The sequence below is a fragment of the Streptomyces torulosus genome (assembly GCF_001419765.1).
In the GTDB taxonomy this organism is placed as follows: domain Bacteria; phylum Actinomycetota; class Actinomycetes; order Streptomycetales; family Streptomycetaceae; genus Streptomyces; species Streptomyces torulosus.
Genome location: NZ_LIRK01000215.1, coordinates 1 through 14955, shown reverse-complemented (window position 1 = coordinate 14955; position 14955 = coordinate 1). Strand labels below are relative to the sequence as shown.

The window sequence follows — 14955 nt, the reverse complement described above, 5'->3', positions numbered from 1 at the left end:
GTCCGGGTCATCGCCTACTTCGACGCGCTCGCCGAGTCCCGGGCGGGCCTGGAGGCACTCGTGCGGGCCGCGGCCGTGCTGGCGGGGTGCCCCGCGCGGCTCGTGGACGACGAACGGCGGGTGCGGGTCCGGGTGGAACCGGACGGGCGGCGGCTGGACATCCCCCTGCCCCCGGAACCCGGCTGGCCCTCCGCCGCGCTGGTGCCCGGCGGTGTCCCGGCGCTGTGGCTGGAGCGGCCCGGGGACGGTGAGCCGAGCGTCGTGGACGCGGTGATCCTGGAGCGGGCCGCGGGCGCCCTCCGGCTGGTGCTGGACCGTACACGCGGGCGTGCGCCCCTCTCCCCCGCCGACGACCCGGCCCTCGTGGAGACCCTGCTCGACGCGACCGCCACCGAACAGGCCCGGTTGCACGCCGCACGCCGTCTCGGCCTCGCCGTCGACGCCCGCGCCCGTGTCCTGGCCCCCCTCGGCGGACGGCCCCGCGTCCTGGTCGTCGGCGACGCGGGCGCACCGGACGCCGGGCCGCACCGTGGCGTTCCGGTGGCGTCAGTGGACGGGAGCGAGGGGATCGAGGGGCGCGTCGGGGTCGGGCCGGTCGTGTCCCTGCCCGACCTGCCCCGGTCGTGGGCCGCCGCCCGGGTGGCCCTGCGGTTCACCGCGGAGGGCACGGCACGGGACCCCGGGGAGCGGGTGGTGCGCGCGGAGGACCTGGGCGGGCTGGCGCTGCTCGCCGAGTCAGTCGTTCCGGGAGGTGACCCGCCGCCGGACGTGAGAGAACTGGAGAAGGCCGCGGCGGACGCCCCGTGGATGCTGGCCACGCTGCACGCGGTCGCGTCCACGGCGAGCCTGCGGGCGGCCGCCACCGAGGTCAATGTCCACCACTCCACGCTCCAGGACCGTTTGACCCACGCGGAGTCCCTCCTGGGCTGGCCGGTCCGCGACCCGCACGGTCGGCTGCGGCTGCAACTGGCCCTCACGATGCGGCGCTTGGCACGCGGCTAACGAGCGGGCGGAGCGTCCAGTGCGGGCCACGTGCAGCCACGGGCGGGGTGGGCCGGGCTGGACCGTACGCGTCGTGGACCGCTCGTGTCCGCCGCGAACCGCCGTGGTCACCAGGGAAGTCGTCCTTCCCGTACCGCTGCCCGCACCCGGACGTTACCGTTCGGTAGACAACCTGCTTCCGGAGGTGTTCCGTATGGCTGCCGACCGTGCCCCGGGTCTGGCGGAGTGTGCCCGTGCGCTGGCCGCCGGGGAGGTGACGTCGCGTGAGCTGGTCGAGCGGACCCTCGCCCGGATCGAGGCCAGCCAGCCGACGGTCAACGCCTTCCGGCGGGTACGCGCCGAGGCGGCGCTGGTGGAGGCCGAGGCGGCGGACCGGGAGCTGGCGGCGGGCGGACGGCGGCCGCTGCTCGGGGTGCCGGTGGCCGTGAAGGACGACATGGACGTGGCGGGCGAGCCGACCGCGTTCGGCTGCCGGGGCGAGTTCCCGTCGCTGCCGGAGGACGGCGAGGCGGTACGGCGGCTGCGGGCGGCCGGGGCGATCGTGGTCGGCAAGACCAACACCTGCGAACTCGGGCAGTGGCCCTTCACCGAGGGGCCGGCCTTCGGCGCCACCCGCAACCCCTGGCACGCCGACCACACCCCCGGCGGTTCCTCGGGCGGCTCCGCGGCCGCCGTCGCCGCGGGACTCGTGCCGGGCGCGCTGGGCTCGGACGGGGCCGGCTCGATCCGTATCCCCGCGTCCTGGACGCATCTCATCGGCATCAAGCCGCAGCGCGGCCGTATCTCGACCTGGCCGCTCCCGGAGTCCTTCCAGGGCATCACCGTCAACGGCACCCTCGCCCGCACGGTCGCCGACGCCGCCCTCCTGCTCGACGCGGCCGCCGGCAACCACGAGGGCGACCTGCACCGGCCGGACGCCATCGACGCTTCCGGCGCCGTGGGGCGCGATCCGGGCCGACTGCGGATCGCGCTGTCCCTGAAGCCGCCGTTCACCGCGCTGCCCGCACGGCTCGACCCCCGGGTGCGGGAGCAGGTCCGCGCGGTCGCCGAACGGCTCGCCGCGCTCGGGCACGAGGTGGAGGAGGCCGAGCCCCGCTACGGGCAGATCGGGCTCACCTTCATCCCGCGCGCCACCGCGGGCATCGCCGAACACGTCGGCGGGATCGCCCGGCAGGACCTCCTCGACCGGCGCACCCGCGACGCCGCCCGCCTCGGCCGGCTGCTCGCCGGGGCGCCGCTGCGGCTGGCCCGCCGCGCGGAGGCCACGCTCCACCAGCGGATCGGCGCGCTGTTCACCACGTACGACGTGCTGCTCGCGCCGACCACCGCCGCTCCCCCGCCGCGGATCGGCTCCATGATCGGCCTCGGTGGGCTCGGCACGGACCGGGCGATGATCGCCGCCTGCCCGTACGCCTGGCCGTGGAACGTGCTCGGCTGGCCCGGCGTGAACGTGCCGGCGGGGTTCGTGGGCGGGCTGCCGGTGGGCGCGCAACTGCTCGGTCCCGCGAACAGCGAGCCGCTGCTGCTGTCGCTGGCCGCGCAGTTGGAGGCGGACCAGCGCTGGCACGAGCTGTGGCCGCCGGAGGCGACGACACCCGCCGAGTCCCCCGCGGTGTGAGCGGCACCGCCGTCCCCCGCGTGGGTCCGGGGGGCGGGGTGCGCCCCGTAGGCTGTGACCATGGACGAAGCGTCGATGGTCGGGCTGATGGGACGGGTGACCGGTGCGGTCGGTCCCGGGCTCGTCGGCGAGGTGATCGTCCGGGTGCGCGGCGGGGCCGAGCACTTCCTGGCGTACCCCGCCTCCGCGAAGGACCGGATCGAGCCCGGGACCCTGGTGATGGTGATCGAGTACCTGCCGCCGCGCACGGTCTACGTCTCGGCGGCGTACGACAGTTGACGGTCCGTCGGGGCGTCGGCCGCTCCCGCGGTGACGGTTCGCATCAAGACTGCAACAACGGTCCGTGCGGCTCTGTACCCCGGCCCGGCCCCTTGGGACACTCCCGACGTTCGGTGCCGAAAGGGCACCTGGCCGAGGGGGGTGTGCCGATGTTCATCGGCATCATCGCGGGGGCGACCGTAGCGGTGGCTCTGGTACTGATCGCTCTGTTCAAACTCATGTGGCGTGTCGCCGAACCGAACGAGGCCCTGATCATCTCCGGCTCCAAGCACAAGATGGAGGGCCTGACGGAAGGCATGAACTTCCGTATCGTCACCGGGCGCGGCACGCTCGTGCTGCCGGGCATGCAGGCGGTGCGCAAGCTGTCGCTCGACCTGAACCAGACCGAACTGGCCGTGGAGTGCGTGACCTTCCAGGGCATTCCGCTGAAGATCCGGGGCGTGGTCATCTTCAAGGTGGGCGACGACTTCGTGTCCATCGCCAACGCCGCCCGCCGCTTCCTCGGCCAGCAGAAACGGGTCTCGGAACGGGTGCACAACGTGTTCGCCGGTCATCTCCGGTCCATCGTGGGCGGATTGACGGTCGAGGACATGATCCGCGACCGCGAGAAGCTGACCGGGCAGACACGGGCCGCGTGCGGGACGGAGATGGAGAAACTGGGGCTGATCGTCGACTCGTTGCAGATCCACGAGATCGAGGACCCGACCGGCTACATCAAGAACCTCGCCATGCCGCACGCGGCGGCCGTCCAGCGGGACGCGCGGATCGCGCAGGCCGAGGCGAACCGGCTCGCCACCGAGGCCGAGCAGCAGGCGGCGGCGCGGATGGCGGAGGCCACCCGGGACAGCGAGATCCTCCAGGCCGGCTACCAGGCGGAGCGCGACAAGGCCTCCGCCAAGGCCAAGCAGGCCGGCCCGCTCGCCGAGGCGGGCGCCAAGCAGGAGGTCGTCGTCCAGGAGACCCGGGTCGCCGAGTTGGAGGCGTCACGGCGCGAGCAGCAGCTCCAGGCCGACGTGCGCAAGCCCGCGGACGCCAAGGCGTACGAGAAGCGGACCCTCGCCGAGGCCGAGCGCGACGCCCGTATCTCCGCCGCGCAGGCCAAGGCCAAGGAGACCGAACTCGCGGCCGCCGCCGAGGCGAACGCGACCCGCGCCACCGGTGAGGCGGAGGCCGCCGCCCGACAGGCCAAGGGGCTCGCCGCCGCCGAGGCCGCCCGCGCGAAGGGGCTCGCCGAGGCCGAGGGCATCAAGGCGCGGGCCGCGGCGCTGGCCGAGAACCAGGAAGCGGTGATCGCGCAGCAACTGGCCGAGCAGTGGCCGGAGATCGTGCAGGCGGGGGCGTCCGCGTTCGGCAACGTCGACAACATGGTGCTGCTGAACGGCGCCGACGGCATGGCCGACCTGTTCGCCAAGGCGCTGACGATGGGCGGCACGGGGCTGGGGCTGGCCCGGCAGTTGCTGGCGTCCATGAACCAGAGTGGGACGCCCGACCGGGGCCCGGCCGCGGTCAACGGGCTGCCCGTGGAGAAGGTACCGGTGGACCGGGAGTCGTAGCCTCCCTCTGTGCGTCGGTGCCGGCGGACCGGGAGTCCTGGTCTCCCTTTGTCTGCCGGTGCCGCCGTTGCCGCTCGTGCCCGTGCGGCCGAGCCGCGCATCGCTACGGGGCCCGCGCTCCCTTGCCGGGGGCGCGGGTTAGCGTTGCCCCGTGACTGCGTTCGCCGATCAAGACGTTCCCGGCCGTTACGGCCCCTCCGCCACCACCGAGGCCGATCCGCGCGCGGTGGGGCGTGTGCGTACCGAGTACTCGCCCGCGCACGACGGGGACCCCGACCCCGGGGAGATCGTGTGGACCTGGGTGCCGTTCGAGGAGAACGACGGGCGGGGCAAGGACCGGCCCGTGCTGGTGGTGGCGCGGGAGCCGGGCGGGACGTTCCTCGCCGTGCAGTTGTCGAGCAAGCGGCATGACGGGGACCGGGAGTGGGTGCCGATCGGCAGCGGGCCGTGGGACCGTTCGGGGCGGCCGTCCTGGGTGGATGTGGACCGGGTGCTCCGACTGCACGAGGCGGGGATGCGGCGGGAGGCGTGCGCCCTGGACCGGATGCGGTTCAACTCCGTCGTGCACCAGCTGCGGGAACGGTACGGCTGGCGCTAGAGGACTCGGCCGCGTGAGGGGACTCGGCCGGCCTCCCCGACGAGCCGGCGCGGAACTCCCGTTCGAATGCCGCCCGGACCGTCGCGCCCCTCGTGCGGTCCAGTACGCCGAACACCACGTGCTCGAAGTGGCCCTCGAACCGGCCGCCGTCCGTGAGGAGCGTGCGGAACGCGGTCGCCACGTGCGCCGGGTCGTTGCCGAAGACACCGCAGCCCCAGGCGCCCAGGACCAGCCTGCGGTAGCCGTTCGCCACGGCCGTCTCCAGGACCCGTTCCGCGCGCACGGCCAGGGCGCGCGGCAGTTCGCCGGCGCGCTCCGGCGCCGTACGGCGGACGACCGACGCGTTCGGGGCGGCGGAGGTCAGGAAACCGGCCGTGTACGGGGCGGCCAGCAGGTCACCGCGGTCGTCGCGGAAGACGGGGACGGCGGGTGAGTGGATGACACGGTCCGTGTAGAACGGGTCGCGGTGGGCGCGGTGGTGGTCGTAGAAGCCGCGGGCCTCGCGTACGCAGACGTACAGGGCGGAGGCCCGGCAGAGGGCCTCCTCCTGGGCCTGGGCGCCGTTCAGGTAGCCGCCGCCCGGGTTGCGGGCCGAGGCGAAGTTGAGGACGGCGACGGGAGCCGTGCCGGTGAGGCGGCGGGCGGCCTCCAGGCTGCTCTCGCCGGTGACCTCGATCCGGGTCGGCACGGACACGGGGGCGACCGGTGGCGTCCGCACCGGGTCCGGGCCGTACAGGCGCGTACCCGAGCGGGCCGCGTCGATCCACGCCGCGAGCGACACCTCCCGGCCGTCCGGTGCGCGGTAGCCCCCCGCCGCGACGATGTCCTCAGTCTCCCGTGCGATGCCCCGCAGGCGGGCGCTCATGGCGCCACCCCCGTGCGCGCCATGAACGCCGCCCGTGCGCGCTCCCCCGTCGTGCTCATGGACGCATCGTGGGCGATGCTGGTGGATGACCGCAACGGAGTTTTCCTGGCGTGAATGGCCCTCGACGGGTCCGGGAAGAGGTGCCTGAAGTTCCCGGAAACAGAGATCGACGATCCGCATTGCCACGATGTGCACCCTTGTGCGAACGTCACCCAGGGGTTTGGGTGGGACGAGCACCGCCGGTCCGGGCCCCCACGGCATCGGATCGGCGACATGGTGGAATCTCAGGAGGATCCCGACATGTCAGATTCGGCTAGTGGCTGTACGGAGCAGCGCTCCCTGGTCACCGAGGCGGAGGTGGAGGCCCTCGTTCGGGGCATCTGCTTCAAGACCGGACCGCCCCGCGTCCTCGGTGTCGAACTGGAATGGCACGTCCATGAGCTGCGCGATCCGCGGCTCCCCGCGACACCCGCACGGCTCGAAGCGGCCTACGCCGCACTGCGGACCCTGCCCCTGGCGTCGTCGCTGACGATCGAGCCGGGTGGCCAGCTGGAGCTCAGCTCCGCTCCCGCCGCCTCCCTGATGGAGTGCGTGGGATCCGTCTCCGCCGACCTGGACGCCGTACGCGCGACGCTGCGCGAGGCGGACCTCGGCATCAGCGGCTTCGGCCATGATCCCTGGAACCCCCCGACCCGGTTCCTGCGCGAGCCCCGGTACGACGCGATGGAGGTGTACCTCGACCGCTTCGGGCCCGAGGGCCGGTCCATGATGTGCTCGTCGGCGTCCGTGCAGGTCTGCATCGACGCCGGGTACGAGGAACCGGGCCCCCTCGGCTACCAGCGGCGCTGGTGGCTGACGCACCAGCTCGGCGCGGTGCTGCTGGCCGCGTTCGCGCACTCCCCGCTGGCGGGCGGCCGGGTCACCGGCTGGCGTTCGACCCGGCAGTCGCTGTGGGCGGCGATGGACCCGGGCCGGACGACGGCCCCGGAGCTGGACGGCGATCCCCGGGGCGCCTGGGCGCGGCTGGTGCTGGACGCGCCGGTGATGTGCGTCCGGGCCGACGAGGGGCCCTGGGGTGTCCCGGGCGCCATGTCGTTCCGGGAGTGGATCCGGTCCGACAGCCCGCCGACCCGCGCCGATCTCGAGTACCACATGACGACGCTGTTCCCGCCGGTACGACCGCGTGGCCATCTGGAGCTCCGCATGATCGACGCGCAGCCGGGTGAGGACGGCTGGCTCGTGCCGCTCGCCGTGACGACGGCGCTGTTCGAGGACCCGGAGGCCACCGAGGTCGCCTACCGGGCGGTCAAGCCCCTGGCCGAGCGGGCCGGTTCCCTGCGGGCGCCGCGCAATCCGCTGTGGGACGCGGCCGCCCGTTCGGGCCTGGCCGATCCCGAGCTGCGGGAGGCGGCGGCCGTCTGCTTCGCCGCGGCGGCCGAGGCGCTGCCACGGCTCGGCGCGAGCACGCGGGTGCTGGACGCCGTGGCGGAGTTCATCGACCGCCATGTGGCCCGGGGACGCTGTCCCGCCGACGATCTGCTCGACCAGTTGCACGGGAAGGACATCCCCGCATGACCGCGCCCGAGACGCGAGCCCCGACGCACGACGCCGACCCCGAGATACTGCGGGAGCGCGCGCTGGCGGCGCTTATCACGGCCCGCGCCCGTACCGCGCTCCTCACCTCCGCCGTCGACGAACCCGACCTCACCGCGCAGCACTCGCCGCTGATGTCCCCGCTGGTGTGGGACCTCGCCCACATCGGCAACCAGGAGGAGCTGTGGCTGCTGCGCAACGTCGCGGGGCGGGAGGCGATGCGGCCCGAGATCGACGGGCTGTACGACGCCTTCGAGCATCCGCGCTCCGAGCGGCCCTCGCTGCCGCTGCTGCCGCCGGAGGAGGCCCGCCGCTACCTCGCCGAGGTGCGCGGCCGGGCCCTCGACGTGCTGGAGGGCAGCGACTTCCACGGCACCCGGCTCACCGAGGCGGGCTTCGCCTTCGGCATGATCGCCCAGCACGAACAGCAGCACGACGAGACGATGCTGATCACCCATCAGCTCCGCAGGGGCCCGGCCGTGCTGTCGGCGCCCGATCCAAGCCCGGCGCCGCTGTTCACGGGGCCGGACGAAGTCCTCGTGCCGGGCGGGGAGTTCATGATGGGCACCTCGACCGAGCCGTGGGCGCTGGACAACGAGCGGCCAGCGCACCGGCGCGTGGTCCCGCCGTTCCACATCGACACCACCCCGGTGACGAACGGCGCGTACCAGGCGTTCATCGACGACGGCGGCTACGAGGACGAACGCTGGTGGACGGCCCGCGGCTGGGACCACATCCGCGCGCACGGCATCACCGCGCCGCTGTTCTGGCGGCGTGACGGCCGGCAGTGGCTGCGGCGGCGCTTCGGCGTCACCGAGGTCGTGCCGGCCGACGAGCCGGTGCTGCACGTGTGCTGGTACGAGGCCGACGCGTACGCCCGCTGGGCGGGGCGGCGGCTGCCCACGGAGGCCGAGTGGGAGAAGGCCGCCCGCCACGACCCCGTCACCGGGCGCTCCACGCGCTACCCGTGGGGCGACGCCGACCCGACGCCCGACCACGCCAACCTGGGCCAGCGCCACCTCCGTCCGGCCCCGGCCGGCAGCTATCCGGAGGGCGCGTCCCCGCTGGGCGTACGGCAGTTGATCGGTGACGTGTGGGAGTGGACGTCGAGCGACTTCCTGCCGTACCCGGGGTTCGCGGCGTTCCCGTACAAGGAGTACTCGGAGGTGTTCTTCGGCCCCGAGTACAAGGTGCTGCGGGGTGGTTCGTTCGCCGTGGACCAGGTGGCGTGCCGGGGGACGTTCCGCAACTGGGACTATCCGATCCGGCGGCAGATCTTCAGCGGTTTCCGCACGGCCCGTGACGCGTCCCCGGAGGCCGTCTGATGTGCCGTCATGTGGCCTATCTGGGGCCGGAGGTGCCGCTGGGCGCGGTCCTCAGCGAACCCGAGCACAGTCTGTTCCGGCAGTCGTGGGCGCCGCGTCGGCAGCGGTACGGGACTGTCAACGCCGATGGTTTCGGCGTCGGTTGGTACGCGGACGGCGACCCGGTCCCGGGCCGCTACCGGCGGGCCGGACCCATCTGGGGCGACCTGTCCTTCACGGATCTCGCCCGGGTGGTCCGCACGGGGGCGCTGCTCGCCGCCGTACGGGACGCCACGGTGCCCGGCGCGGACCAGGAGGCCGCGGCGGCGCCGTACGCCGGCGGGCCCTGGCTGTTCAGCCACAACGGGGCGGTCGCCGGGTGGCCCGGGTCCCTGGCGCCGCTGGCCGGCGGGCTGCCCGCCGTGGAGATCCTGTCGATGGAGGCCCGCAACGACTCCGCGTTCGTGTGGGCCCTGGTCCTGAACCGGCTGCGGGCCGGCGACGAGGAGGGGCAGGCGCTGGCCGACACGGTCCTGGAGGTCGCGCGGGCGGCCCCCGGGTCTCGGCTCAACCTTCTGCTCACCAGCGGCGACAGCATCACCGCGACGGCGTGGGGCGACACCCTGTGGTACCTCGCCCGGCCCGGTCGCGGCACCGTCGTGGCGTCCGAGCCGTACGACGACGACCCGCACTGGGTCGAGGTGCCGGACCGCACGCTGCTCGTGGCCGACCGCACGGACGTCCTGCTCACCCCGCTCAAGGAGCCGGAGGAAACCGGACGCCCGGGCGCCGATCCAGTCCCCGTACCACCGAAGGAGTCCCCTGCGTGAGCCCGTTCCACCTCACCCGCACCCTGCCCGAGGACGCCACGGGCGCGGCCCTGCGCGCCGACGTCCTGGACGGCCTCACCCGCACCCCGAAGACGCTGCCGCCCAAGTGGTTCTACGACGCGCACGGCAGCGAACTGTTCGACCGGATCACCGAGTTGCCCGAGTACTATCCGACCCGTGCCGAACGGGAGATCCTGCTCGGCCGGGCGGCGGAGATCGCCGCGGCGAGCGGTGCGCGCACGCTCGTCGAGCTGGGTTCCGGCTCGTCCGACAAGACGCGGCATCTGCTGGACGCGATGCCCGAGCTGCACGCGTACGTGCCGGTGGATGTGAGCGAGAGCGCGTTGCGGCAGGCCGGCGAGGCGCTCGTCGCGGAGCGGCCGGGGCTGGAGGTGCACGCCCTGATCGCGGACTTCACCGCCGGGATCCGGCTGCCCGAGACCCCGGGGCCGCGGCTGGTGGCGTTCCTCGGCGGCACGATCGGGAATCTCGTCCCCGAGGAACGGGCCGCGTTCCTGACCTCCGTGCGGGCCCTGCTGGCGCCCGGCGACGCGCTGCTGCTGGGCACGGACCTGGTCAAGGACGAGGCGGTGCTGGTCGCCGCGTACGACGACGCGGCCGGGGTGACGGCCGCGTTCAACAAGAACGTCCTGTCCGTCATGAACCGTGAGCTGGGGGCGGACTTCGATCCCGGCGCGTTCGAGCACGTCGCCCTGTGGGACGCCGAGCGGGAGTGGATCGAGATGCGGTTGCGGTCGCGGACCGCGCAGACCGTGAAGGTCCCCGCTCTCGATCTCGCGGTCGACTTCGCGGCCGGCGAGGAGCTGCGGACGGAGGTGTCGGCGAAGTTCCGCAGAGAGGGGGTGACGGCCGAACTGGCCGCCGCCGGGCTGGACCTGACCCATTGGTGGACGGACGCGGAGGGCCGCTTCGCGCTGTCCTTGAGCGTGGCGGGGTAACCGGGCGGGGTTCGGCCGCGGGTGAGCGGCGGTTGATGAAGGGCGGGCCTCAGGCCCCGTCCCTTCAGGGGCGCGGGAAACTGCGCGAACGACCCCCACTCACCCGCACACGCCAACACACCCCTACTCCCGGGCTACTGGGCGGGACGAACGGATAACCGCGGCCCTCTGGGGAACACCGGGGATGAGCGGAGCGCAACCGTGGCCGCTTGTGGTCTTTCCGGGTCGGGACCCGTGGTGGGAGGGTGGCGTCCATGGGGGTTTCGGGACGAGTACGGGTGAATCGGTCCGCCGGGCGCCGGACGTTGGTGCGTGCCGGACTCGGCGTCGTGGCTGTCGTCACGCTCGTGGCCTGCGAGGGAGGTGGGATCAACACCGGCGCGGTCGCCTTCACCACGGACCAGATGGGGACCAAGGAGCTGGAGCGGCACGGCGTCGACGTCCAGTGGCTCACCTGCACGGCCTCGTACGACGACGGCGGCAGCAGCGGTGACGGCGGTGACAAGAAGAGGTCCGCTTCGGCCTCCGCTTCCGTCGACACCGTGGCGCACGTCAACTGCGAGGGCGAGGACAAGAAGGGCCGGGACATCACGATCACCGGGAAGGTGACCAAGGAGGTCAACGGCAAGTGCGTCCGCGGTGACCTGACCGCCAAGGTCGACGGGAAGCAACGGTTCCACGTCGACGTGCTCGGCAACTGCAACGCCCCCGACCCCACCCCCGGGACGCCGGACCAGCCGGGGCGGCCCGGCCCCACCGCGACGGTGACCGTCACCCAGACCATCTGGTGCCAGAAGGACCCGCAGTGCTGGCCGGAGGGGAAGTAGCCGGCGGGCAAAGGGTGCGAAAGGGGCAAGTGTGGTTCGTGGGGGGCGACATGATCCAAACGTCTCCCCAGACGCCCGTGCGCTGCTTACAGTGACCGGGTGACTCAGACCGCACCGTCCACACCGTCCGTGCAGGCCGCCCAGTCTGTCCGGTCCGCCCAAGCCGTCCAGTCCGTTCAGTCCGCGTATCTCCGATTCCCGCACCTGCACGGCGACTTGATCGCCTTCACCGCCGAGGACGACGTCTGGGTCGCCCCACTCGACGGCGGTCGTGCGTGGCGCGTCAGCGCGGACAACATGCCCGTCAACCACCCGCGCATCTCCCCGGACGGCACGCTCGTCGCGTGGACCTCCACCCGGGACGGCGCCCCCGAGGTGCATGTCGCGCCCGTCGACGGCGGCCCCGCCAAGCGCCTCACCCACTGGGGCAGTTGGCGCACCCAGGTACGCGGCTGGACCCCCGACGGGCAGGTCCTCGCCCTCAGCACCCAGGGACAGGCCAGCCTGCGGCAGAGCTGGGCGCGCGCCGTCCCGCTGGACGGCGGACCCGCCACGACACTGCCGTACGGGCCGGTCGGCCATGTCGCGTACGGCCCGGCCACCGTGCTGCTGTCCGCGCCGATGGGCCGCGAGGCCGCCTGGTGGAAGCGGTACCGGGGCGGCACGGCGGGCAAGCTGTGGATCGACCGGGACGGCGACGGCGAGTTCGTCCGCCTCCACGCCGACCTCGACGGGAACCTGGAGTACCCGCTGTGGGTGGGCGACCGGATCGCGTTCCTCTCCGACCACGAGGGCGTCGGCGCGCTGTACTCCTCGCTCGCGGACGGCTCCGACCTGCGGCGCCATACACCCACCGACGGCTTCTACGCCCGGCACGCGGCCACCGACGGCACCCGGGTCGTGTACTCCTCCGCCGGTGAACTGTGGCTGCTCGACGACCTCGACGGGGCCGAGCCGCGCAGGATCGACGTCCGGCTGGGCGGGCAGCGCGTCGACCTCCAGCCGTACCCGGTGAACGCCTCCCGCTGGTTCGGCTCCGCCTCACCCGACCACACCGCCCGCGGCAGCGCGGTCGCCGTCCGCGGCTCCGTCCACTGGGTCACCCACCGCTCCGGACCCGCCCGCGCGCTCGCCGCCGAGCACGGGGTGCGGGCCCGGCTGCCGCGCGCCTTCCGGGTGGAGGGCGAGGAATGGGTGGTCTGGGTGACGGACGCGGAGGGAGACGACGCCCTGGAGTTCGCCCCCGCGACGGGAGCCGGACCCGGCACCACACCGCGCCGGCTCGCCGCCGGACAACTGGGCCGGGTCCTCGGGCTCGCCGTCGCCCCCGACGGCAACCGGGTCGCCGTCGCCGCGCACGACGGGCGGGTCCTCCTCGTCGAGCGGGAGACGGGCGAGGTCCGGGAGGTCGACCGCAGCGAGGACGGGGAGGTGACCGGGCTCGTCTTCTCGCCCGACTCCGGCTGGCTCGCCTGGTCGCACCCCGGCGCGCGTCCCCTGCGCCAGCTCAAGCTCGCCAACACCGCCGACCTGTCCGTCACCGAGGCCACCCCGCTCCGCTTCCAGGACTTCTCCCCGGCGTTCACCCTCGACGGCAAACACCTGGCCTTCCTCTCCGCGCGCGCCTTCGACCCCGTCTACGACGAACACGTCTTCGACCTGCACTTCGTCAGCGGCGCCCGCCCGCACCTCATCACGCTCGCCGCGACCACCCCGTCACCCTTCGGGCCGCAGCGCCACGGCCGGCCGTTCGAGGCGCCCGACAAGGAGGAGACCCCGGACAGCGAGGGCGCCCCCGTCACCCGTATCGACCTCGAAGGGCTCGCCGACCGGATCGTGCCCTTCCCCGTCGAGGCCGCCCGCTACTCCACGCTCCGCGCCGCCAAGGACGGCGTGCTGTGGCTGCGCCACCCCGTCACCGGCGTCCTCGGCCACTCCCGGGCCACCCCCGACGACCCCGACCCGAAGACGTCCCTGGAGCGGTACGACCTCGCCCAGCGGCGCCTGGAGTACCTCGCCTCCGACGCCGAGCACTACGCCGTCAGCGGCGACGGCAAACGGGTGCTGCTGTGGACCGACGGCAAACTCAAGGTCGTCCCCAGCGACCGGCGGGCCTCGGGCGACGACGACAGCGACAGCAACATCACCGTCGACCTCAGCCGCGTCCGGCAGACCGTCGACCCGGCCGCCGAGTGGCGGCAGATGTTCGACGAGACCGGCCGCCTCATGCGGGACAACTTCTGGCGCCCCGACCTCGGCGGCGTCGACTGGCAGGCCGTCCTCGACCGCTACCGGCCCGTCCTCGACCGGGTCGCCACCCACGACGACCTCGTCGACCTGCTGTGGGAGGTGCAGGGCGAACTGGGCACCTCCCACGCCTACGTCACCCCGCGCGGCGGCGGAGGCTTCGGCGACCGGCGGCAGGGCCTCCTCGGCGCGGACATCTCCCGGCACGAGGACGGGACCTGGCGCATCGACCGCGTCCTGCCCTCCGAGACGTCCGACCCCGACGCGCACGCGCCGCTCGCCGCACCCGGCGTGGCCGTCCGGGCCGGGGACGCGATCGTCGCCGTCGGCGGACAGCCGGTCGACCCCGTGGCCGGGCCCGGACCCCTGCTCGTCGGCACCGCGGGCAAGGCGGTCGAACTGACCGTCCTGCCCTCCGGGGGCGGCGACCCGCGCCACGCCGTGGTGGTGCCCATCGCGGACGAGGAGCCGCTGCGGTACCACGCGTGGGTGGCGGACCGGCGGGCCTACGTCCACGACAAGTCCGGCGGCCGTCTCGGCTATCTGCACGTGCCCGACATGGTCGGCTCCGGCTGGGCACAGCTCCACCGGGACCTGCGGGTCGAGGTGGCGCGGGAGGGCCTCGTCGTGGACGTCCGGGAGAACCGGGGCGGACACACCTCGCAGCTCGTCGTGGAGAAACTGGCGCGGCGGATCGTCGGCTGGGACCTGCCGCGCGGGATGCGGCCGACCAGCTACCCCGACGACGCGCCCCGGGGGCCCGTCGTCGCCGTCGCCAACGAGTTCTCCGGGTCCGACGGGGACATCGTGAACGCGGCGATCAAGGCGCTCGGGATCGGGCCGGTCGTCGGGACGCGGACGTGGGGCGGGGTCGTCGGCATCGACAGCCGGTACCGGCTCGTCGACGGGACGCTGGTGACCCAGCCGAAGTACGCGTTCTGGCTGGAGGGGTACGGGTGGGGCGTCGAGAACCACGGCGTCGATCCGGACGTCGAGGTCGTGCAGGCGCCGCAGGACCATGCGGCCGGGCGTGATCCGCAGCTGGACGAGGCGATTCGGATCGCGTTGGCGGGGCTGGAGGAGACGCCGGCGAAGACCCCGCCGGAGCTGCCGGGCGCCTAGTAGCTCGGGGGTGCGTGTGGTTTGGCGGGTGCGGGTGGTGTGTGGTTTCTCGCGCAGTTCCCCGCGCCCCTGAAAAGCAGGGGCCTGCGGCCCCGTGCTTTTCATCTGAAGGGCGGGCCGCAGGCCCGTTCCCTTCAGGGGCGCGGGGAAGTGCGCGA

General features: G+C 73.7%; 12 protein-coding genes. 11 read left to right on the top strand and 1 reads right to left on the bottom strand.

What is annotated here, in order from left to right:
* The 5 genes from AOK23_RS15850 to AOK23_RS15830 form a co-directional block, all read left to right on the top strand.
* On the top strand, nucleotides 1–1002 hold a 1002-nt coding region (locus tag AOK23_RS15850), incomplete at its 5' end, for a helix-turn-helix domain-containing protein (protein ID WP_055713362.1).
* A 193-nt stretch (nucleotides 1003–1195) separates the two neighbouring features.
* Nucleotides 1196–2620 carry an amidase gene (locus AOK23_RS15845; RefSeq protein WP_055713361.1) on the top strand — a complete coding sequence of 475 codons (1425 nt, stop codon included), beginning with the start codon at nucleotides 1196–1198 and terminating at the stop codon, nucleotides 2618–2620.
* A 54-nt stretch (nucleotides 2621–2674) separates the two neighbouring features.
* Nucleotides 2675–2899 carry a hypothetical protein gene (locus tag AOK23_RS15840; RefSeq protein ID WP_055513823.1) on the top strand — a complete coding sequence of 75 codons (225 nt, stop codon included), beginning with the start codon at nucleotides 2675–2677 and terminating at the stop codon, nucleotides 2897–2899.
* 149 nt (nucleotides 2900–3048) lie between these two features.
* Nucleotides 3049–4452: a flotillin family protein gene (locus tag AOK23_RS15835; RefSeq protein ID WP_055713360.1), complete on the top strand. Its 1404-nt coding sequence runs from the start codon at nucleotides 3049–3051 to the stop codon at nucleotides 4450–4452.
* A 151-nt stretch (nucleotides 4453–4603) separates the two neighbouring features.
* The gene (locus AOK23_RS15830; RefSeq protein ID WP_055713359.1) at nucleotides 4604–5050 is read left to right on the top strand and encodes a type II toxin-antitoxin system PemK/MazF family toxin; all 447 of its coding nucleotides are present in this window, start codon (nucleotides 4604–4606) and stop codon (nucleotides 5048–5050) included.
* On the opposite strand, the gene AOK23_RS15825 is transcribed toward AOK23_RS15830, so the two are convergent.
* Nucleotides 5004–5915 (bottom strand): TIGR02452 family protein, encoded by a 912-nt coding sequence (locus AOK23_RS15825; RefSeq protein WP_055713358.1) that lies wholly within the window; start codon nucleotides 5913–5915, stop codon nucleotides 5004–5006. The genes AOK23_RS15830 and AOK23_RS15825 overlap by 47 nt on opposite strands.
* A 300-nt stretch (nucleotides 5916–6215) precedes the next feature.
* Between AOK23_RS15825 and egtA the strand changes: the two genes are divergently transcribed.
* The 6 genes from egtA (at nucleotide 6216) to AOK23_RS15795 (ending at nucleotide 14797) form a co-directional block, all read left to right on the top strand.
* Nucleotides 6216–7490, top strand: coding sequence for an ergothioneine biosynthesis glutamate--cysteine ligase EgtA (egtA, locus tag AOK23_RS15820; RefSeq protein WP_055713357.1), 1275 nt, complete (start codon nucleotides 6216–6218; stop codon nucleotides 7488–7490).
* On the top strand, nucleotides 7487–8833 hold the full coding sequence (gene egtB / locus AOK23_RS15815; RefSeq protein ID WP_055713356.1) for an ergothioneine biosynthesis protein EgtB: 1347 nt from the start codon (nucleotides 7487–7489) through the stop codon (nucleotides 8831–8833). Before egtA ends, egtB begins: the two co-directional genes overlap by 4 nt.
* Nucleotides 8833–9642 (top strand): ergothioneine biosynthesis protein EgtC, encoded by an 810-nt coding sequence (gene egtC / locus AOK23_RS15810; protein ID WP_055713355.1) that lies wholly within the window; start codon nucleotides 8833–8835, stop codon nucleotides 9640–9642. The genes egtB and egtC overlap by 1 nt, the downstream gene beginning before the upstream one ends.
* Nucleotides 9639–10601 (top strand): L-histidine N(alpha)-methyltransferase, encoded by a 963-nt coding sequence (gene egtD / locus AOK23_RS15805; protein ID WP_055713354.1) that lies wholly within the window; start codon nucleotides 9639–9641, stop codon nucleotides 10599–10601. Before egtC ends, egtD begins: the two co-directional genes overlap by 4 nt.
* 254 nt (nucleotides 10602–10855) lie before the next feature.
* On the top strand, nucleotides 10856–11428 hold the full coding sequence (locus AOK23_RS15800; RefSeq protein WP_420823711.1) for a hypothetical protein: 573 nt from the start codon (nucleotides 10856–10858) through the stop codon (nucleotides 11426–11428).
* A 129-nt stretch (nucleotides 11429–11557) separates the two neighbouring features.
* Nucleotides 11558–14797 carry a S41 family peptidase gene (locus AOK23_RS15795; RefSeq protein WP_055713353.1) on the top strand — a complete coding sequence of 1080 codons (3240 nt, stop codon included), beginning with the start codon at nucleotides 11558–11560 and terminating at the stop codon, nucleotides 14795–14797.
* The last annotated feature ends 158 nt before the right edge of the window (nucleotides 14798–14955 follow it).

Coding starts and splice junctions, on each gene's coding strand:
- AOK23_RS15845 (WP_055713361.1), top strand. CDS start 1,196: ATGGCTGCCGACCGTGCCCCGGGTCTGGCGGAGTGTGCCCGTGCGCTG.
- egtC (WP_055713355.1), top strand. CDS start 8,833: ATGTGCCGTCATGTGGCCTATCTGGGGCCGGAGGTGCCGCTGGGCGCG.
- AOK23_RS15800 (WP_420823711.1), top strand. CDS start 10,856: ATGGGGGTTTCGGGACGAGTACGGGTGAATCGGTCCGCCGGGCGCCGG.
- AOK23_RS15835 (WP_055713360.1), top strand. CDS start 3,049: ATGTTCATCGGCATCATCGCGGGGGCGACCGTAGCGGTGGCTCTGGTA.
- egtA (WP_055713357.1), top strand. CDS start 6,216: ATGTCAGATTCGGCTAGTGGCTGTACGGAGCAGCGCTCCCTGGTCACC.
- egtB (WP_055713356.1), top strand. CDS start 7,487: ATGACCGCGCCCGAGACGCGAGCCCCGACGCACGACGCCGACCCCGAG.
- AOK23_RS15825 (WP_055713358.1), bottom strand. CDS start 5,915: ATGAGCGCCCGCCTGCGGGGCATCGCACGGGAGACTGAGGACATCGTC.